Here is a 17,483-nt window from a genome sequence, read left to right as displayed (position 1 = left end):
ACCAGAAAATGGATGATAAAGTAATTGAACAATATGCAAAACAAGATAATCTTGATATTAGAGTAAGCATACATAAGAAGTATTCGAAAAATAAATTAGGATTTAACAATTGGATATTTTCTAACTACCAAATAGCTGATGAAGTAAATGTTCTAGAATTGGGATGTGGTACAGGAGAACTGTGGAAAAGTAATAGTGATTCTATAGATAAAATGAAGCAGTTGGTTATTACAGATTTTTCTAAAGATATGGTGAGAACAACGAGATCAGTGATTGGAAATAGAGACAATGTTAACTATGAAATAATGGATATTCAAAAGATTTCTTTTGAGAATGAAACCTTTGATATTGTTATTGCTAATATGCTTCTACATCATGTAAATGATATTCCTAAAGCGCTCTCTGAGGTGAATAGAGTCTTAAAAACAGGCGGAATTTTTTACTGTGCTACATTTGGTGAAAATGGAGTTGTAGATTATTTGGCAAGTTTATTTAAATATGAGGTTAATCAAGATTTAGAAAATAAAACGTTTACTTTACAAAATGGTAAAAGGTACCTGAGTAGGTATTTTAACTCTGTCGATACATTACTCTATGATGATGAGTTACAGGTAACTAGAATAGATGATCTAGTTCAATACATCCAATCCTTTAAAGGAATTTCAGAAATAGGTTCGCTAGAAGAGGAAATAATTCGTAAAAGGTTGGAAACTGAGTTTAATAATGGTATGTTGATTATTCCTAAAGAATATGGAATGTTTATCGCTCGAAAATAAAGTTAAGGGAAAGAATTGTGAAAAATTATGGAGAAGCTTTTCGATATAAAATCAAGCGGATAGTCTTTAGAGCATGCTATAGCTGATTCTATATAAAAGTCTCAATCTTTTGGATTTGGAGAAGTTTCTTGGGTGCAAAAAGACCAGATTCCAAACTTGGATCTGGCCTATGATATGTTACCCTTGATGGAGATGATGGAAGATCCTGACAAATCTGAATTTTTCTACCGCCACCGTACAGAAGATGATTGGGAAAAGAAAATTTTCTAATCTTTTACTAAATAACCTAGCTGATCCAAGGCCTCCTCGATATAGTGGAGGTCTTGTTGTGTTTCGGCTTCGACTAGGTGGTAATGGATGCCATCTGTCAATTCAGATAGAGGTCTAAAGTCAGAATGCTCGACTTGTTCTAGAAAATGTTGCACATCTCTGCGGCAAGACAGTTTCAGCAAGGTTTCAATTTCTCCATAAACGGGATGGTCAATCAAGGTGTTCTGGACACGCCCTCCATTATCTACGATAGCAAGGAGTTCTTGACCGATTTCTTCAACTTCATGTTTGACTTTGAAAAGTTTGTGGACGTATGGATTGACATCAACTTGCTTATAGACGTAGCCACGATTAGTGGATAGGATAGGAGCGCCATCGGCTCTCAAAATTGCAATGTCCTGCACAATGACCTGACGTGTGACATGAAAATGTTCCGCCAAACTTTGGCCATTGAGGGCTTTTGGAGCTTCTTTCAAGAGTTGGAGAAGGGCTTGTTTGCGATCTTTTGTCATAGTTCTTCCTTTTAACGGCGTTTTCGAAGCACTTTATAGACAGCTAGTGCTAATGTATAGTCTACCATACTATGGATAATTGTACCAAATCCAACTAGCACAAAGAGAACATAAAACATATTTTCTACATTGGTACCAGAAGTTGCGTAAAAAAGGACACAGGCCAATACTTCAGCAAGGGCATGAATAACAGCCAAAACAAAGTTGAAAATCCAGGAAGCTTTTGGTTTATCTAGAGTATCGGGGAATTTTTGTAGGTAAAGAGCTCCCAAAGTCCCAAAAAAGATATGGGAAAAAGCTCGAAAAACGATAACTATGGGATAGCCAGCCATCAAAAATCCAAAACTAGAGGCTAGGATGACAAAAACTGCCATCAAGGGCGACAAGAACATGGCGATAAAAATAGCGATGTGGCTCCCCAAAGTGTAAGAAGCAGGCGGAATGACAATCTTGAAAGGCATAACAATTGGAATCAAAATTGCAATAGCCGTTAAGAGGGCTGTCATTGTCATAAATTGTGTCTTTTTCCGTGTGTTCATAAGAATCTCCTTTTTAACTGTATATACACTAGTATAGTACAATAAACCAGACAATAAAGCAAGAATTTACTTGGGTTTATAGATCATTTTTTAGTTAAAAGTTAGTAAAGATTTCATTAAAAAGAAACTGTATAGAGCAAAATCTCCACCTTCAGGTTTGAAAGTGGAGATGTTTTTATTTTTTCAAAGTCTGTAGTCTTGGAACAATGGCTAGGGTTAGAACTGCGGAAATGACTAATTCGGCAATCGAATTTGTTGAGATAACAGTTGCTAGGAGTTTTTGGATATTACCATCAAAAACATTTCCAAAAAGGTAGAAAATTCCACCAAGGACAAAGACAGTATTGGTAAGTGAACCCAGGGCACCAGCTAGAATCAGACCTGTCTTGTTTTTCATCAGTTTATAGACTAGATAAGGAGTCAAACCAATCAAAATACGTGGGACAATTGCAATGATAGCTGAGTAGATGTTTCCGTTTGGTACAAATGGGGAGAAGAGGTAACTTGTCGGTAGAATTGTAATCGTGTTAACAGTTAAGCTAAGTAGCCCCATCAAAAATCCAAGTGTAACCCCAACGCGTGGACCGTAAATAATGCTGGCAATAATGACAGGAATATGAACGATAGTCGGTTTGATTGGGAATGGAAAAAGGTTAAAGATAAGTGAGCTCAGAAAGTGTATCACGAGCATGGTTGCAAAAAAGATAGCAATAGGTGCAATATTAGAGCGTTTTTTCATCGAGAGTTTCCTTTATTCTTTCTAAAATAATTGTGAGGTCAGCTAAAGCTCCTCGTCCGTGGTCTCCACAAGCTAGGAGGGATTCCTTAGGAGCGATCAGCTGATAGCCGTAGGTTTCTAATGTTTTCAGATTAGCCTGAGTTGCTGGATGGTCATACATCTTTGTATTCATAGCTGGTGCGATGAGTTTAGGAATATTTTTGGGCAAGGCTAGAGCTATGCTGGTTACCATGTTGTCAGCATAGCCGTGGGCTAGCTTTGCAATTGTGTTAGCTGTTGCAGGGACTACGATAAATAAATCTGCCTTTTTTCCAAGTTCGATATGATTAATCTGATTAGGATAGGGTTCCTTCATGACATCAAGGTGGACAGGATTCTGTGATAAGACCTGTAGTGTCAAAGGTTGGATAAACTCTGTAGCGGCCTGAGTCATTAAAACCGTGACTTGATGACCTTGTTTTTTTAGAGAACTGACTAAATCTGCCGACTTGTAAGAGGCGATAGACCCCGTTACAGCCAAGAGAATGTTTGCCATAGCTTTCCTTTCTAAGAATGGTAGGCTTGAATTTTTTCAAGGAGGAGTTTTGCAATTTCTTCTTTACTCTGGACTACTTGAAGCTGATTTTTCTCAACAAAGATTGCTCGATGCTTGTCTGTTGAAATTTGAGTCTGGTCATTTGCAATGATTAGGTCTGCTTGATTATTGATAAGACTGTTTCTAGCAGTGTCAATTAGATGATTTTCAGATACATCAACTAGTAGTTTAAAACCAATCAGATGAATAGCAGGATTCCATTCCTTGACTAGAGAGATGATTTTGGGTGTTTTTTTAAGGAACAAAACCTGAACCTCATCAGTTGAAGAAATCTTGGCCTGATGATTCTGCTTGCTTAAAAATTCTTCTAGATTGGAGCTAGCCTGAACTTCCTCAAGCCCTGTCATATAAACAGGAGTGTAGTCAGAAACAGCCATTGAGTGAATCAAAACCTGATAATCTGCAACCCGTTCTTGCATTTCCAGTAGAAGGTCGTTGGTATTGGTAATTTCTCGAATGCTTAGATTAGGGTGAGCTTCTGGCTTCTGAGCTCGTTTTGTCGTAATTAAACAAACTTCATGCCCTGCAGCAAGCAAGGTTTCTGTGATGATTTTCCCCAAGCGACCTGTAGAATGGTTAGTGATAGAGCGGACGCTATCGATAGCTTCACTGGTACCGCCCGATGTAACTAAAATTTTCATAGCACCATTGTACCAAAAAAAAAATAATAAGCAAAAGAAAGCGCTTGAATATATATAAAAAATAATAAGAATCTACTATAGTTTAAAACTATAAAGCCATATAAAATTTAAGAAAGGACTCTAAAAACCTCAAAAATAGGGATATTTACGAACGTTTAGAGAGTTTTGGGATGTTAAAAATCTTGTTTTGTGTTATAATGAATTATCATATAAGAGGTTAGAGGAGTTTTGAATGAAAACAGATATTGAAATCGCACAGAGTATTGAGTTGAAGCCAATCGTTGATGTTGTAGAGAAACTGGGTATTTCTTACGATGATTTGGAGTTGTATGGAAAGTACAAGGCTAAACTCAGCTTTGATAAAATTCGTGCAGTTGAGAGTAATCCAGTTGGTAAATTGATTTTGGTTACTGCCATCAATCCAACGCCTGCAGGTGAAGGGAAATCAACTATTACTATTGGTCTTGCGGATGCCTTGAATAAGATTGGCAAGAAAACAATGATTGCTATCCGCGAACCATCTCTTGGTCCAGTAATGGGGATTAAGGGTGGTGCTGCTGGTGGTGGTTATGCCCAAGTGCTACCAATGGAAGACATCAACCTCCACTTCACTGGAGACATGCATGCTATTACAACTGCTAACAATGCGCTTTCAGCCTTGATTGACAATCACTTGCACCAAGGGAATGAGTTGGGAATTGACCAACGTCGTATCCTCTGGAAACGCGTTGTGGACTTGAATGATCGCGCCCTTCGCCATGTGACCGTTGGACTTGGTGGCCCTCTAAATGGTATTCCACGTGAGGATGGCTTTGATATTACAGTTGCTTCCGAAATCATGGCAATTCTTTGCTTGGCAACAGACATCGAGGACTTGAAACGCCGTTTGGCTAATATCGTTATCGGTTATCGCTATGACCGTACCCCTGTTTCTGTAGGTGATTTGCAGGTTGAAGGTGCCTTAGCTTTGATCTTGAAGGATGCTATTAAGCCGAACCTGGTTCAGACAATTTATGGAACGCCTGCCTTTGTACATGGTGGTCCATTTGCTAATATTGCTCATGGATGTAATTCAGTCTTGGCAACAAGCACAGCCCTTCACTTGGCTGATTACACAGTTACTGAAGCTGGTTTTGGTGCAGACCTTGGTGCTGAGAAATTCCTTGATATTAAGACACCAAACTTGCCAACATCTCCAGATGCAGTTGTTATCGTCGCAACCCTTCGTGCCCTTAAGATGAATGGTGGTGTAGCTAAAGACGCTTTGACAGAAGAAAATGTGGAGGCGGTTCGTGCAGGTTTTGCTAACTTGAAACGCCACGTTGAAAATATCCGTAAATTTGGAGTACCTGCAGTCGTAGCAATCAATGAATTTGTCTCTGATACTGAAGCAGAAATCGCAGCCTTGAAAGAGCTTTGTGCCTCAATCGATGTACCAGTTGAGTTGGCAAGTGTCTGGGCTGATGGTGCAGAAGGTGGAGTAGCGCTTGCTGAAACGGTTGTCAAGACTATCGCTGAAAACCCAGCTAACTACAAACGTTTGTATGATAATGACCTTTCTGTCCAAGAAAAGATTGAAAAGATTGTTACTGAAATCTACCGTGGTAGCAAAGTAAACTTTGAGAAGAAAGCTCAAACACAAATCGCCCAAATCGTTCAAAACGGTTGGGACAAATTGCCAATCTGTATGGCTAAAACTCAATACAGTTTTTCAGATAATCCAAATGCACTTGGAGCACCTGAAAACTTTGAAATTACCATTCGTGAATTGGTACCAAAATTAGGTGCAGGCTTTATCGTTGCATTAACTGGTGATGTCATGACCATGCCAGGACTTCCAAAACGACCAGCTGCTCTCAACATGGATGTTGAAAGCGATGGAACAGTATTAGGCTTGTTCTAGTATATTGCAATTGACTTTAAATGAGTTTGGAGATTTTAATCCAAGCTCATTTTTTCTCAGACTGCAAGCAGTTCATCAATAAGAATTATACTCTTCGAAAATCTCTTCAAACTACGTCAGATTCACCTTGCCGTATAGATGTTACTGACTACGTCAGTTCTATCTGCAACCTCAAAACGGTGTTTTGAGCTGACTACGTCAGTTCTATCCACAACCTCAAAACGGTGTTTTGAGCTGACTACGTCAGTTCTATCCACAACCTCAAAACAGTGTTTTGAGCAACCTGCGGCTAGCTTTCTAGTTTGCTCTTTGATTTTCATTGAGTATTAGTCCTCTTTCTCTTGGGAAGAGGCTTTTTAATACTAGGAAAAGGACAGTTAGAGTCTTCTGTGTTATACTAGAGATATGTTAGATTTGAAAGAATACGGTATCGTTCTGTGGCCGGAGGAGAAGATTGTTTCTTTTCGTGAGAAACTCCTCAGTTGGTATGATGGAAACAAGCGAGATTTACCGTGGCGCAGAAGTAAAAATCCTTATCATATCTGGGTATCTGAAATTATGCTCCAGCAGACCAGGGTGGATACGGTTATCCCTTATTACGAACGATTCTTGAACTGGTTTCCAACAGTGGAAAGTTTGGCGAATGCGCCTGAAGAGCGTTTGTTGAAGGCTTGGGAAGGTTTGGGTTATTATTCTCGAGTTCGTAATATGCAGGCTGCAGCCCAGCAGATTATGACTGACTTTGGTGGCCAATTTCCAAACACCTATGAAGGAATTTCTAGTTTAAAAGGGATTGGTCCTTACACAGCAGGAGCCATTTCCAGTATCGCTTTTAATTTGCCTGAGCCAGCTGTAGATGGTAATGTTATGCGTGTTTTGGCCCGTCTGTTCGAAGTCAACCATGATATTGGGATTCCAAGTAATCGCAAAATTTTTCAGGCAATGATGGAAATCTTGATTGACCCAGAACGGCCAGGTGATTTTAATCAAGCTTTGATGGACTTGGGGTCTGATATTGAGGCGCCAGTTAATCCTAGACCAGAAGACAGTCCAGTGAAGGACTTTAGTGCGGCATATCAGAATGGAACCATGGAGCGTTATCCAATTAAGGCTCCAAAGAAAAAGCCAGTTCCCATTTATCTAAAAGCCTTAGTTGTGAAAAATGCTCAGGGACAATTTTTGCTTGAAAAAAATGAAAGCGAAAAGCTATTGGCAGGTTTTTGGCATTTCCCACTGGTAGAAGTTGATGATTTTTCGCAAGAAGAGCAGTTTGACCTCTTTCATCAGGTTGCGGAAGAAAGTGTAAACTTTGGCCCCAGTCCAGAGGAGAGTTTCCAGCAGGACTATGACCTAGATGTTGCTTGGTTTGATGTTTATTTTGAGACTGTCAAGCATGTCTTTAGTCATCGTAAATGGCATGTTCAAATTGTAACAGGTCAGGTGACTGACTACCATGACTTTTCCGATAGAGAAGTTCGCTGGCTTTCACCAGAAGAGTTCAAGAATTACCCACTTGCCAAACCCCAACAAAAAATCTGGCAGGCTTATGCAAAAGCCAATATAGACACTAACAAAGACTAGCTATTGTGTCTTCTTGTTATTTTTTTGGTATAATAGTAGAGAAAAAGGTGAACATATGAAAAAAATACTAATTGTAGATGATGAGAAACCAATCTCGGATATTATCAAGTTTAATATGACCAAGGAAGGTTACGAGGTTGTAACTGCTTTTAATGGTCGTGAAGCGCTAGAGCAATTTGAAGCAGAGCAGCCAGATATTATTATTCTGGATTTGATGCTTCCAGAAATTGATGGTTTAGAAGTTGCTAAGACCATTCGCAAGACCAGCAGTGTGCCTATTATCATGCTGTCGGCTAAAGACAGTGAATTTGATAAGGTTATCGGTTTAGAGCTTGGAGCAGATGACTATGTAACCAAACCCTTCTCCAATCGTGAGTTGCAGGCGCGTGTTAAAGCTTTGCTGCGTCGTTCTCAACCTATGCCAGTAGATGGGCAGGAAGCAGATAGCAAACCTCAGCCTATCCAAATTGGGGATTTAGAAATTGTTCCAGACGCCTACGTGGCTAAAAAATATGGCGAAGAACTAGACTTAACCCACCGTGAGTTTGAGCTTTTGTATCATTTGGCATCGCATACAGGTCAAGTCATTACGCGCGAACACTTGCTTGAGACGGTCTGGGGTTATGACTATTTTGGTGATGTCCGTACGGTTGATGTGACTGTACGACGTCTGCGTGAGAAGATTGAAGATACGCCTAGCCGACCAGAGTATATCTTGACGCGCCGTGGTGTAGGGTATTACATGAGAAATAATGCTTGATTTACTGAAACAAACCATTTTTACCAGAGATTTTATCTTTATCCTGATTTTGTTAGGTTTCATCCTTGTTGTGACCCTCTTATTACTGGAGAATAGACGTGATAATATTCGGTTGAAGCAAATCAATCAAAAGGTTAAAGATTTGATTGCAGGAGATTATTCCAAGGTTCTTGATATGCAAGGTGGGTCTGAAATCACCAATATTACCAATAATTTGAATGACTTGTCGGAGGTTATTCGTCTCACTCAGGAAAATCTAGAACAAGAGAGTAAGAGACTAAATAGTATTCTGTTTTATATGACAGATGGGGTCCTTGCGACCAATCGTCGGGGGCAGATTATCATGATTAACGATACAGCCAAGAAGCAACTGGGGTTGGTTAAAGAAGATGTCCTGAATAGAAGTATTTTGGAAGTACTCAAGATAGAAGAAGACTATGAATTGCGTGATTTGATTACCCAAAGTCCAGAATTGTTGCTAGATTCCCAAGACATCAATGGCGAATATTTGAACCTTCGAGTTCGCTTTGCCTTGATACGTCGAGAGTCTGGCTTTATTTCAGGTTTGGTGGCTGTTTTGCATGATACGACGGAGCAGGAGAAGGAAGAGCGCGAACGAAGACTCTTTGTTTCCAACGTTAGTCATGAGTTACGGACTCCTTTAACCAGCGTGAAATCCTATCTTGAAGCCTTGGATGAGGGGGCTTTGTGTGAAACTGTAGCACCAGACTTCATCAAGGTGTCTCTGGACGAAACTAACCGTATGATGCGCATGGTGACCGATCTCCTTCATCTTTCACGGATTGATAACGCCACTAGTCACTTGGATGTGGAACTGATTAACTTCACTGCCTTTATTACCTTTATCCTCAATCGTTTTGACAAGATGAAAGGACAGGAAAAGGAGAAAAAATATGAGTTGGTGAGAGATTATCCTATCAATTCTATCTGGATGGAAATTGATACAGATAAGATGACGCAGGTTGTCGACAATATTTTAAATAATGCTATTAAGTATTCGCCAGATGGGGGTAAAATCACTGTCAGAATGAAGACAACTGAAGACCAGATGATTTTATCCATCTCAGACCATGGTTTAGGCATTCCTAAGCAGGATTTACCACGTATCTTTGACCGTTTTTATCGTGTGGATCGTGCTAGAAGTCGTGCCCAAGGTGGTACAGGTTTGGGACTGTCTATTGCCAAGGAAATTATCAAACAACATAAGGGCTTTATTTGGGCCAAGAGTGAATACGGTAAGGGATCAACCTTTACCATTGTGCTCCCTTATGATAAGGATGCAGTGAAAGAAGAAGTATGGGAGGATGAAGTAGAAGACTAGAATGAGTGAAATAGGCTTTAAATACAGTATTTTAGCGTCGGGTTCCAGTGGAAATTCCTTTTATCTGGAAACCCCAAAAAAGAAGCTTTTAGTGGATGCGGGCTTATCTGGTAAGAAAATCACCAGCCTACTTGCTGAAATAAATCGCAAGCCAGAAGACTTGGATGCCATCTTGATTACGCATGAGCATTCAGACCATATCCATGGAGTGGGCGTTTTGGCTCGCAAGTATGGTATGGATCTTTATGCCAATGAAAAGACCTGGCAAGCTATGGAAAATAGTAAATATCTTGGCAAGGTGGATTCTTCGCAAAAGCATATCTTTGAGATGGGCAAAACCAAAACCTTTGGAGATATTGACATCGAGAGTTTTGGTGTAAGTCATGATGCAGTCGCACCGCAGTTCTATCGCTTTATGAAAGATGATAAAAGTTTTGTCCTTTTGACAGATACAGGTTATGTCAGTGACCGTATGGCAGGGATTATCGAAAATGCGGATGGCTATCTTATCGAGTCCAACCATGATGTAGAGATTTTGCGAGCAGGTTCTTACGCTTGGCGACTCAAACAACGAATCCTATCGGATCTGGGTCACCTTTCTAACGAAGATGGTGCCGAAGCCATGATTCGGACGCTAGGAAATCGTACTAAGAAAATCTACCTAGGACATTTGTCTAAGGAGAACAATATCAAGGAACTGGCTCACATGACTATGGTCAATCAGCTAGCACAAGCTGATCTAGGAGTTGGAGTAGACTTTAAGGTTTATGATACCTCACCAGATACCGCAACACCCTTGACAGACATATAGAAAGAACGCTGAGAAGGTGTTCTTTTTATATTGACTGAACACCTAAAAAGTAATACAATAGTGTTACCATTAAAAAAGGAGTACAAAAGATGGCTACTATTACATTAAAAGTTTCTGAAGCTGATAAAACATTTATGAAAGCAATGGCTAAGTTTGAAGGAGTTTCCCTGTCGGAACTTATCCGCACCAAAACTCTTGAAGCTCTAGAAGATGAATACGATGCTCGTGTGGCAGATTTAGCCTATCAAGAGTATTTAGAAGACTTGGAAAAAGGAGTTGAACCCATTACTTGGGAAGAAATGATGCATGATTTAGGCTTGGAGGATGAATAATTTGTATAAATTAGTTCCAACAAGACGTTTCATCAAGCAATTGAAAAAATTGGATCGTTATACGCAGAAGATAATTACAAACTATTTACAAACCAATGTTTTGGAAGATCCAAGACGACACGGAAAGGCTTTGGTTGGTAATCGCGTTGGTCAATGGCGCTATAGAATTGGTAATTATCGAGTTATCGTACAAATTGTAGATGATGAATTAGTCATTGCTACTTTAGAAGTTGGTCATCGGAGAGATATTTATTGAATTACTTTTTTCCAAGTCAATTTTCATTCTTTAAAATATGATATAATAGGGCTTACAATATAAGAGAGGTTGCTTATGACAATAGATATTAGTGAAGAAAGTTTAGCTAAAGAATCGGCTGACTTATTAAAAATTCTTTTAAAAGATCGAACGACAAAGAAATCAATTGTTTGGGCTACGCATTCTTATGAATTGTTAGGAAAGGGATTTGCTCCAAGTGATCGCATCAATCCAAGTAAGGTGACGGGAACCTATGCCAACTTGATTCAACCCAGATCTGAAAAATCCAAATATGAGCAAAAAGATCGGACTAAGATTAGAGCCGAAGTTTTTACGCCAACTTGGTTAGTTGAAAAGCAAAATGGTTACGTTGAAGCTAAACTTGAAACTCTGAATCTTGAAGATTATATCCAAGTGCGCTGGCTAGAAATTACCTGTGGTGAAGCACCTTATATGGTAACGCGATATGATACGGTAACTGGTGAGGAAATTCCATTATCTGAGCGTGTTGGGTTTGTAGATAGAAAACTGCAAAGGATTAGTCGTGAAGTTTCTGATGAAGTAACCTTCTATGAACTTTTAAAAAAAGCTTACCGAGCTTCTTATGGTTATGAGTATCAAGGAGATTCTCTCCTTTTGGCGCGTGAGAATCTTTTGGCGACATTTGAGGACTACTATCTTGCTAAGACTGGAAATCAACCAACATTAGAGCAAAAGAAAGAGATTGCGACTATTATCTCTTACAATGTCTTTCAGATGGATGGACTGAAAAAAACCAGTCCTTATTCAGCTATCCAAGGGCAATCTCAACAACTAAGCTTGTTTACAGATGAGCTAGAAATTCAAGAAGTAGAAGAATCTAAAACCCAAATCAAAGACTGGAAAAAGAATAAAATGATAGGTTTTGAGCGCCTATCAAGTGAGGAAAGTGAAATGAAATTTGATGTCGTGATAGGAAATCCGCCTTATCAGGAGGAAATTGAAGGGGCGAATACTCAGACAAGGCCTATTTATCATTTCTTTATGGAGGAATCTTATAAAATTTCAGATAAAACTGTGCTAGTGACCCCAGCTAGATTTCTTGCGAATACAGGAGGAACTCCCAAAAAATGGAATCATAAAATGTTAAATAGTAGACATTTAAAAGTTAAATTTTATGAATTAAAGAGCAATAAAGTTTTTCCTGGGACTGATATTAAAGGCGGTGTTGTCATCACTTATCATGACAAAAATAAAGATTTTGAACCAATAGAGACATTTATCTCTGAGCCTTTACTTGATAGTATCTATAGAAAAGTTAAAAAGTTGCAAGAACCATCACTATCAGAAATTATGTTTGGCTCAGATAGTCACAAGTTGACAGACATTATGTTTGAAGATTTTCCGGAACTAATCTCTAGAACTGATTCAAGTCACAGAAAAGCTGTTTCTACAAATATTTTTGAACGATACCCTGAGGTATTTAAAGATAAAGTAGATTCAAATACAGAATACGTTCAAATAATTGGACGAGAGAAAAACGGGCGCTCTGTAAAATATCTAAAAAAAGAATACTTACGAGAGCATCCTAACTTGCTCTTTTGGAAAATTATTTTACCTAAAGCTAACGGAAGTGGTGCTTTAGGTGAAGTGCTTTCAACACCCCTAATCGGGGAACCCCTAATCGGGTATTCTCAGACGTTTATATCTATTGGAAAATTTGACACAAAAATAGAAGCAGAGGCTTGTTTTAAGTATATTAAAACTAAATTTGCTAGAGTTATGTTAGGTATTTTGAAATTAACGCAAGATAATCCTCCAGCAACTTGGGCCAAAGTCCCACTCCAAGACTTCACGGTCAATTCGGACATTGATTGGACACAATCAGTGGCTGATATTGACCATCAGCTCTATCAAAAATATGACCTTTCTCCTGAGGAAATTGCCTTTATTGAGACACATGTAAGGGAGATGGATTAGAGAAGTATTTTTATTTGACAAATAGCGCTCAGTGATCTATAATAGATATATAGGATTAGGTCAGGAAGCATACGATGCCCTGACCCTTTTTATTTTATAGGAGATAAGTTTGAAGGAACATAAAACATTTAATCAACAGTTAACAATCTTAAGAAACAGGGGTGTTGTAGTACCAACGAATGGGAAACCAAAGAGATTTTTAGAACAAGAAAACTATTACAATGTTATAAACGGTTATAAAGATTTATTTTTAGTAAAGGACAGCAATAATCGACCTGTTGAACCTGAAATTTATCAAAAAGGAACCCACTTTAACGAACTAAAGGCCTTGTTTTTATTTGATAGAGAACTAAGGATATTATTATTGAAATATTTATTGATATTCGAAAATTCAATAAAGACCACAGTTGCATATGAATTCTCTAAAAAACACCCTCGTAAGAATGCTTATTTAGATATTGCAAATTTTGTAGACAATGATCCTAAAAAAGTTCTTCAACAAATCTCTATCTTAACCAAGACGATTCATGATAAGGTAGATAGAACTGGCGCTATTAAACATTACATTGAGGAACATGGGGAAGTACCACTTTGGGTTTTAGTTAATTTTCTTACAATGGGAAACATTGCTAATTTTTACAATATTTTAACGGATAGTACAAAGAATATCATTGCAAAATTTTATACAGATAAATATAGAACACAAAATAAAGACAATACATTTAGACTATCTAGTGCAGATTTAAGTGCATGTTTGAAAGTGGCTAACCTAGTTAGAAATATCTGTGCACATGATGAACGACTGTATAATGTTAATTTAAGAAATGTCAGAATATCTCAAATAGCAAATCATTTTGGGATAAGGAGATATGATAATAAACGTTTTATAGTGGTTATTCTATTTTTAAAAATTGTACTTGATAAGAAAGATTTTCAAAGATTATATAAAGCTTTAATGAATCTATTCAATCAGTATGCTGATGAATTTAAAACTGTAGTGTTTGATGACATTTTAAACACGATGGGAATCGATTTAACAGAGTTAGAAAAATTATCTTAGTTTTTTAAAAAAAGGAATACTTATGCCAGTAGAAATTAAAACAACTAAAGAAATTCATCCTAAAATCTATGCCTACACAACTCCTACGGTAACCAGTAATGAAGGCTGGATTAAGATTGGTTATACAGAACGTGATGTCACACAACGTATCAAGGAGCAAACGCATACTGCTCATATTGATACAGATGTCTTATGGACTGGAGATGCGACTTATACGGAAGAACCTGATAAAGGAAAGACTTTTAAGGATCATGATTTCCACCATTTCCTTTCTTTTCATGATGTGGAGCGTCGTCCTAAGACGGAATGGTTCTATTTTAATGGAACTCCTGAAAAATCCAAAAATCTCTTCGATAAGTTTGTTAAGCATGATTTATCAGGTTATCAGCCTGGACAAGGACAGGACTATACCTTGCGACAAGAGCAGGAAGAAGCAGTTGCTAATACATTAGCTTATTTCCAAGAACATGCTGGAGGCAAATTTCTCTGGAATGCCAAGCCACGATTTGGTAAAACCTTGTCTACCTATGACCTAGCTCGTCGAATGGAAGCTGTTAATGTCCTAATTGTAACCAACAGGCCTGCCATTGCTAACTCATGGTATGATGATTTCGAAACATTCATAGCAGGTCAAACGACTTATAAGTTTGTTTCTGAATCAGACAGCCTTAAGAGTCGTCCAACCTTGTCACGTAAAGAATTTGTTGGTATTTTAGATGACGATGTAAGACAACTTGCTTTTATCAGTCTCCAAGACTTGAAAGGCTCTGCTTATCTAGGTGGAGAGCATAACAAACTTAAATGGGTTACAGATCTCTACTGGGATTTATTGGTTATCGATGAGGCTCACGAAGGAGTTGATACCTTTAAGACAGACCAAGCTTTTAATAAGATTCGGCGGAATTTCACTCTGCATTTGTCAGGTACACCATTTAAGGCATTGGCCAAAGGAGATTTTACAGAGGATCAAATCTACAACTGGTCTTATGCGGATGAACAGTCTGCTAAATCGACTTGGTCTTCTGAGCAAGAAGAGGAAAATCCATATGAAACCTTACCTCAGTTAAATCTCTTTACCTATCAAATGTCTCAGATGATTGGTGAGGAGTTAGAAAAAGGTGTTCAACTGGATGGCGAAAATATCGACTATGCTTTTGACTTGAGTGAATTTTTCGCCACAGATGATAAAGGGAAATTTATCCATGAGCAAGATGTCAGAAATTGGTTAGATACTCTATCGAGCAATGAAAAATATCCATTTTCAACTAAAGAACTTCGAAATGAACTCAAGCATACTTTTTGGCTGTTAGAACGTGTAGCCTCAGCTAAAGCTTTAAAAGCTCTACTAGAAGAACATCCCATCTATGAAAATTATGAGATTGTGTTAGCTGCTGGCGACGGGCGTATGTCTGAGGATGACGATAAAGTCAAACTCAAATCCTTAGATTTGGTTAGAAAAGCGATAGCAGAGAATGACAAAACCATCACCCTATCCGTCGGTCAATTGACGACAGGTGTCACTATCCCTGAATGGACGGGCGTATTGATGTTATCAAATTTGAAATCACCTGCACTTTATATGCAGGCCGCCTTCCGTGCTCAAAATCCTTACTCATGGACCGATAACAAAGGAAATCACTTTCGCAAAGAAAGAGCCTATGTATTTGACTTTGCGCCGGAAAGAACCTTGATTCTCTTTGATGAGTTTGCCAACAACTTATCGCTTGCAACTGCAGGAGGCGGCGGGACTTCGACAACTCGTGAAGAAAATATCAGAGAATTACTAAATTTCTTCCCTGTCATAGCTGAAGATAGTGCTGGTAAGATGGTTGAAATTGATGCTAAGGCGGTTCTAACCATTCCTCGCCAGATAAAAGCTAGAGAAGTTCTTAAACGTGGCTTTATGTCCAATCTCTTATTTGATAATATCAGCGGTATTTTCCAAGCTAGTCAAACAGTTCTAGACATTTTAAATGAACTCCCAGTTGAAAAGGAAGGGAAGTTACAAACATCATCTGAACTATTAGACTTTTCAGATGTTACAGTAGATGATGAGGGGAATGCAGTAGTAGACCATGAAATCGTAGTTAATCAGCAAATGCGACTTTTTGGAGAAAAAGTCTATGGACTCGGTCAGTCTGTTGTTGAACTGGTCACTAAGGACGAAGATAAAACTCAAAAGCAACTAGTCAATGACTTGAGCAAGACAGTTTCTTCAGTGATTGTAGAAGATTTAAAAGCTGAATACAACTTTAAAACTCGGGAAACAGACCAAATCAAGAAACAAATTACAGCAACATTTGAGAATGAAATTCGAAAAAATGATATCGAAAGAAAAATTTCTGAAGCTCATATCAGGGAAGAATTGCAGCAACAAATTAAAGAAGCAGTTGATAAGGAGCAAAAGGATAAGATTCAAGAAGATTTGGATAAACGTTTAGAAGAAAATAATCTCATTCACAAAGAAAAACTAGAACAAACACTCAAAAAAGAAGTAGAGAAAATGCCTGAGAGATTTATCGAACAGGTTGAGAGAAAACGTGTTGAGCAGTTGAAACAATCAGCTCAAGATGAGATTCGTGACCATCTTCGTGGATTTGCACGAACCATCCCAAGTTTTATTATGGCTTATGGCAATCAATCTCTAACACTTGATAATTTTGAGACCTTTGTTCCTGAGCAAGTCTTCTTTGAGGTGACTGGTATTACGATTGACCAATTTCGTTATTTGAGAGATGGTGGACAAGATTTTGCAGGGCATCTCTTTGATAAAGCAACATTTGACGAAGCTATTCAAGGATTTCTCCGCAAGAAAAAGGAGTTGGCAGATTATTTTAAAGATCAAAAAGAAGATATTTTTGATTATATTCCACCGCAGAAGACCAACCAGATTTTCACGCCTAAACGTGTGGTAAAAAGGATGGTAGATGATTTAGAAAAGGAAAATCCAGAGATATTTGAAGATTCATCTAAAACTTTTATTGATTTATATATGAAGTCAGGCCTCTATATTGCAGAACTTGTGAAGCGGTTATATAATAGCAATGGTTTAAAAGATGCATTCCCAAATCCTGAAGAACGTTTAAAACATATCCTAGAAAATCAAGTTTATGGATTTGCTCCTTCAGAAATTATCTATAACATTTCCACTAATTTTATCTTTGGAAATCTCTCTCAAGATATCAGTAGAAAGAATTTTGTTTTAGCAGATACCATTCCAGCAGCTAAAGAAGGGAGCATTCAAAAGTTGGTTGATTCCTATTTTGAAAATAATTAAAAAAGAAGGCCGAGTCAACATTCTTTGAAATCAGAAAAAACGCATAAGATAAGGTATTGACAATCCTTGGTATTATGCGTTTTATTGTGGGAAGATGTATAATGGATTGAAATAAGATATGAACAAATCG

Annotated in this window: 17 protein-coding genes and 1 pseudogene; 12 read left to right on the top strand and 6 right to left on the bottom strand. The window is 38.1% G+C overall.

What is annotated here, in order from left to right:
- The first annotated feature begins 8 nt into the window (after positions 1 to 8).
- Both HWX15_RS08015 and HWX15_RS08010 read left to right on the top strand, forming a co-directional pair.
- Complete coding sequence (locus HWX15_RS08015; RefSeq protein WP_175880785.1) at positions 9 to 776, top strand: class I SAM-dependent methyltransferase; 768 nt, start codon at positions 9 to 11, stop codon at positions 774 to 776.
- Between the two features lie 102 nt (positions 777 to 878).
- Positions 879 to 1,046: pseudogene (locus tag HWX15_RS08010) on the top strand (8-oxo-dGTP diphosphatase); the annotation flags it as partial.
- Here the strand turns inward: HWX15_RS08010 and HWX15_RS08005 are convergent.
- From HWX15_RS08005 to coaB, 5 genes are all read right to left on the bottom strand, one after another.
- Positions 1,043 to 1,558 (bottom strand): transcription repressor NadR, encoded by a 516-nt coding sequence (locus HWX15_RS08005; RefSeq protein WP_000159189.1) that lies wholly within the window; start codon positions 1,556 to 1,558, stop codon positions 1,043 to 1,045. The pseudogene HWX15_RS08010 and the gene HWX15_RS08005 sit on opposite strands and share 4 nt — an antisense overlap.
- Before the next feature lie 11 nt (positions 1,559 to 1,569).
- Complete coding sequence (locus HWX15_RS08000; RefSeq protein ID WP_175880784.1) at positions 1,570 to 2,097, bottom strand: ECF transporter S component; 528 nt, start codon at positions 2,095 to 2,097, stop codon at positions 1,570 to 1,572.
- Positions 2,098 to 2,272: 175 nt separating this feature from the next.
- Positions 2,273 to 2,836, bottom strand: a complete 564-nt coding sequence (locus tag HWX15_RS07995) for an ECF transporter S component (protein WP_000747412.1) — start codon at positions 2,834 to 2,836, stop codon at positions 2,273 to 2,275.
- Positions 2,820 to 3,371 carry a phosphopantothenoylcysteine decarboxylase gene (gene coaC, locus HWX15_RS07990; RefSeq protein WP_173212546.1) on the bottom strand — a complete coding sequence of 184 codons (552 nt, stop codon included), beginning with the start codon at positions 3,369 to 3,371 and terminating at the stop codon, positions 2,820 to 2,822. Before coaC ends, HWX15_RS07995 begins: the two co-directional genes overlap by 17 nt.
- 11 nt (positions 3,372 to 3,382) lie before the next feature.
- Positions 3,383 to 4,072, bottom strand: coding sequence for a phosphopantothenate--cysteine ligase (gene coaB / locus HWX15_RS07985; RefSeq protein WP_175880783.1), 690 nt, complete (start codon positions 4,070 to 4,072; stop codon positions 3,383 to 3,385).
- Between the two features lie 232 nt (positions 4,073 to 4,304).
- Between coaB and HWX15_RS07980 the strand changes: the two genes are divergently transcribed.
- Positions 4,305 to 5,975 carry a formate--tetrahydrofolate ligase gene (locus tag HWX15_RS07980; protein WP_153219561.1) on the top strand — a complete coding sequence of 557 codons (1,671 nt, stop codon included), beginning with the start codon at positions 4,305 to 4,307 and terminating at the stop codon, positions 5,973 to 5,975.
- A gap of 122 nt (positions 5,976 to 6,097) precedes the next feature.
- Here HWX15_RS07980 and HWX15_RS10040 read toward each other — a convergent pair whose 3' ends face one another.
- On the bottom strand, positions 6,098 to 6,295 hold the full coding sequence (locus HWX15_RS10040) for a hypothetical protein (RefSeq protein ID WP_254867368.1): 198 nt from the start codon (positions 6,293 to 6,295) through the stop codon (positions 6,098 to 6,100).
- Positions 6,296 to 6,380: 85 nt separating this feature from the next.
- Here HWX15_RS10040 and mutY point away from each other — a divergent pair, with 85 nt between their 5' ends.
- From mutY to HWX15_RS07930, 9 genes are all read left to right on the top strand, one after another.
- Positions 6,381 to 7,556: an A/G-specific adenine glycosylase gene (gene mutY / locus HWX15_RS07970; protein WP_175880782.1), complete on the top strand. Its 1,176-nt coding sequence runs from the start codon at positions 6,381 to 6,383 to the stop codon at positions 7,554 to 7,556.
- 55 nt (positions 7,557 to 7,611) lie between these two features.
- Complete coding sequence (yycF, locus tag HWX15_RS07965; RefSeq protein WP_050259789.1) at positions 7,612 to 8,316, top strand: response regulator YycF; 705 nt, start codon at positions 7,612 to 7,614, stop codon at positions 8,314 to 8,316.
- Complete coding sequence (gene vicK / locus HWX15_RS07960; protein WP_175880781.1) at positions 8,309 to 9,658, top strand: cell wall metabolism sensor histidine kinase VicK; 1,350 nt, start codon at positions 8,309 to 8,311, stop codon at positions 9,656 to 9,658. Before yycF ends, vicK begins: the two co-directional genes overlap by 8 nt.
- Before the next feature lies 1 nt (position 9,659).
- Complete coding sequence (locus HWX15_RS07955; RefSeq protein ID WP_061387624.1) at positions 9,660 to 10,469, top strand: MBL fold metallo-hydrolase; 810 nt, start codon at positions 9,660 to 9,662, stop codon at positions 10,467 to 10,469.
- A gap of 89 nt (positions 10,470 to 10,558) precedes the next feature.
- A complete protein-coding gene (gene relB / locus HWX15_RS07950) occupies positions 10,559 to 10,801 on the top strand; it encodes a type II toxin-antitoxin system RelB family antitoxin (RefSeq protein ID WP_050223090.1) in 243 nt (80 codons plus the stop codon).
- A 1-nt stretch (position 10,802) separates the two neighbouring features.
- Positions 10,803 to 11,057, top strand: coding sequence for a type II toxin-antitoxin system RelE family toxin (locus HWX15_RS07945; RefSeq protein WP_004239453.1), 255 nt, complete (start codon positions 10,803 to 10,805; stop codon positions 11,055 to 11,057).
- 75 nt (positions 11,058 to 11,132) lie between these two features.
- Entirely contained in the window at positions 11,133 to 13,016 is a 1,884-nt protein-coding gene (locus tag HWX15_RS07940; RefSeq protein ID WP_175880780.1) for an Eco57I restriction-modification methylase domain-containing protein, read from the top strand.
- A gap of 109 nt (positions 13,017 to 13,125) precedes the next feature.
- A complete protein-coding gene (locus HWX15_RS07935) occupies positions 13,126 to 14,076 on the top strand; it encodes an Abi family protein (protein ID WP_000658133.1) in 951 nt (316 codons plus the stop codon).
- A gap of 22 nt (positions 14,077 to 14,098) precedes the next feature.
- Positions 14,099 to 17,353 carry a DEAD/DEAH box helicase family protein gene (locus HWX15_RS07930; protein WP_175880779.1) on the top strand — a complete coding sequence of 1,085 codons (3,255 nt, stop codon included), beginning with the start codon at positions 14,099 to 14,101 and terminating at the stop codon, positions 17,351 to 17,353.
- Positions 17,354 to 17,483 lie beyond the last annotated feature (130 nt).

The sequence above is a fragment of the Streptococcus thalassemiae genome (genome assembly GCF_903645285.1).
GTDB lineage: Bacteria > Bacillota > Bacilli > Lactobacillales > Streptococcaceae > Streptococcus > Streptococcus thalassemiae.
This window is presented reverse-complemented; position numbering and strand designations above follow the sequence as displayed.

What these genes read in the sequence shown, in the direction of transcription:
- HWX15_RS08015 (WP_175880785.1), top strand. Translation starts at nt 9, where the DNA reads ATGGATGATAAAGTAATTGAACAATATGCAAAACAAGATAATCTTGAT.
- HWX15_RS08005 (WP_000159189.1), bottom strand. Translation starts at nt 1,558, where the DNA reads ATGACAAAAGATCGCAAACAAGCCCTTCTCCAACTCTTGAAAGAAGCT.
- HWX15_RS08000 (WP_175880784.1), bottom strand. Translation starts at nt 2,097, where the DNA reads ATGAACACACGGAAAAAGACACAATTTATGACAATGACAGCCCTCTTA.
- HWX15_RS07995 (WP_000747412.1), bottom strand. Translation starts at nt 2,836, where the DNA reads ATGAAAAAACGCTCTAATATTGCACCTATTGCTATCTTTTTTGCAACC.
- coaC (WP_173212546.1), bottom strand. Translation starts at nt 3,371, where the DNA reads ATGGCAAACATTCTCTTGGCTGTAACGGGGTCTATCGCCTCTTACAAG.
- coaB (WP_175880783.1), bottom strand. Translation starts at nt 4,072, where the DNA reads ATGAAAATTTTAGTTACATCGGGCGGTACCAGTGAAGCTATCGATAGC.
- HWX15_RS07980 (WP_153219561.1), top strand. Translation starts at nt 4,305, where the DNA reads ATGAAAACAGATATTGAAATCGCACAGAGTATTGAGTTGAAGCCAATC.
- HWX15_RS10040 (WP_254867368.1), bottom strand. Translation starts at nt 6,295, where the DNA reads ATGAAAATCAAAGAGCAAACTAGAAAGCTAGCCGCAGGTTGCTCAAAA.
- mutY (WP_175880782.1), top strand. Translation starts at nt 6,381, where the DNA reads ATGTTAGATTTGAAAGAATACGGTATCGTTCTGTGGCCGGAGGAGAAG.
- yycF (WP_050259789.1), top strand. Translation starts at nt 7,612, where the DNA reads ATGAAAAAAATACTAATTGTAGATGATGAGAAACCAATCTCGGATATT.
- vicK (WP_175880781.1), top strand. Translation starts at nt 8,309, where the DNA reads ATGCTTGATTTACTGAAACAAACCATTTTTACCAGAGATTTTATCTTT.
- HWX15_RS07955 (WP_061387624.1), top strand. Translation starts at nt 9,660, where the DNA reads ATGAGTGAAATAGGCTTTAAATACAGTATTTTAGCGTCGGGTTCCAGT.
- relB (WP_050223090.1), top strand. Translation starts at nt 10,559, where the DNA reads ATGGCTACTATTACATTAAAAGTTTCTGAAGCTGATAAAACATTTATG.
- HWX15_RS07940 (WP_175880780.1), top strand. Translation starts at nt 11,133, where the DNA reads ATGACAATAGATATTAGTGAAGAAAGTTTAGCTAAAGAATCGGCTGAC.
- HWX15_RS07930 (WP_175880779.1), top strand. Translation starts at nt 14,099, where the DNA reads ATGCCAGTAGAAATTAAAACAACTAAAGAAATTCATCCTAAAATCTAT.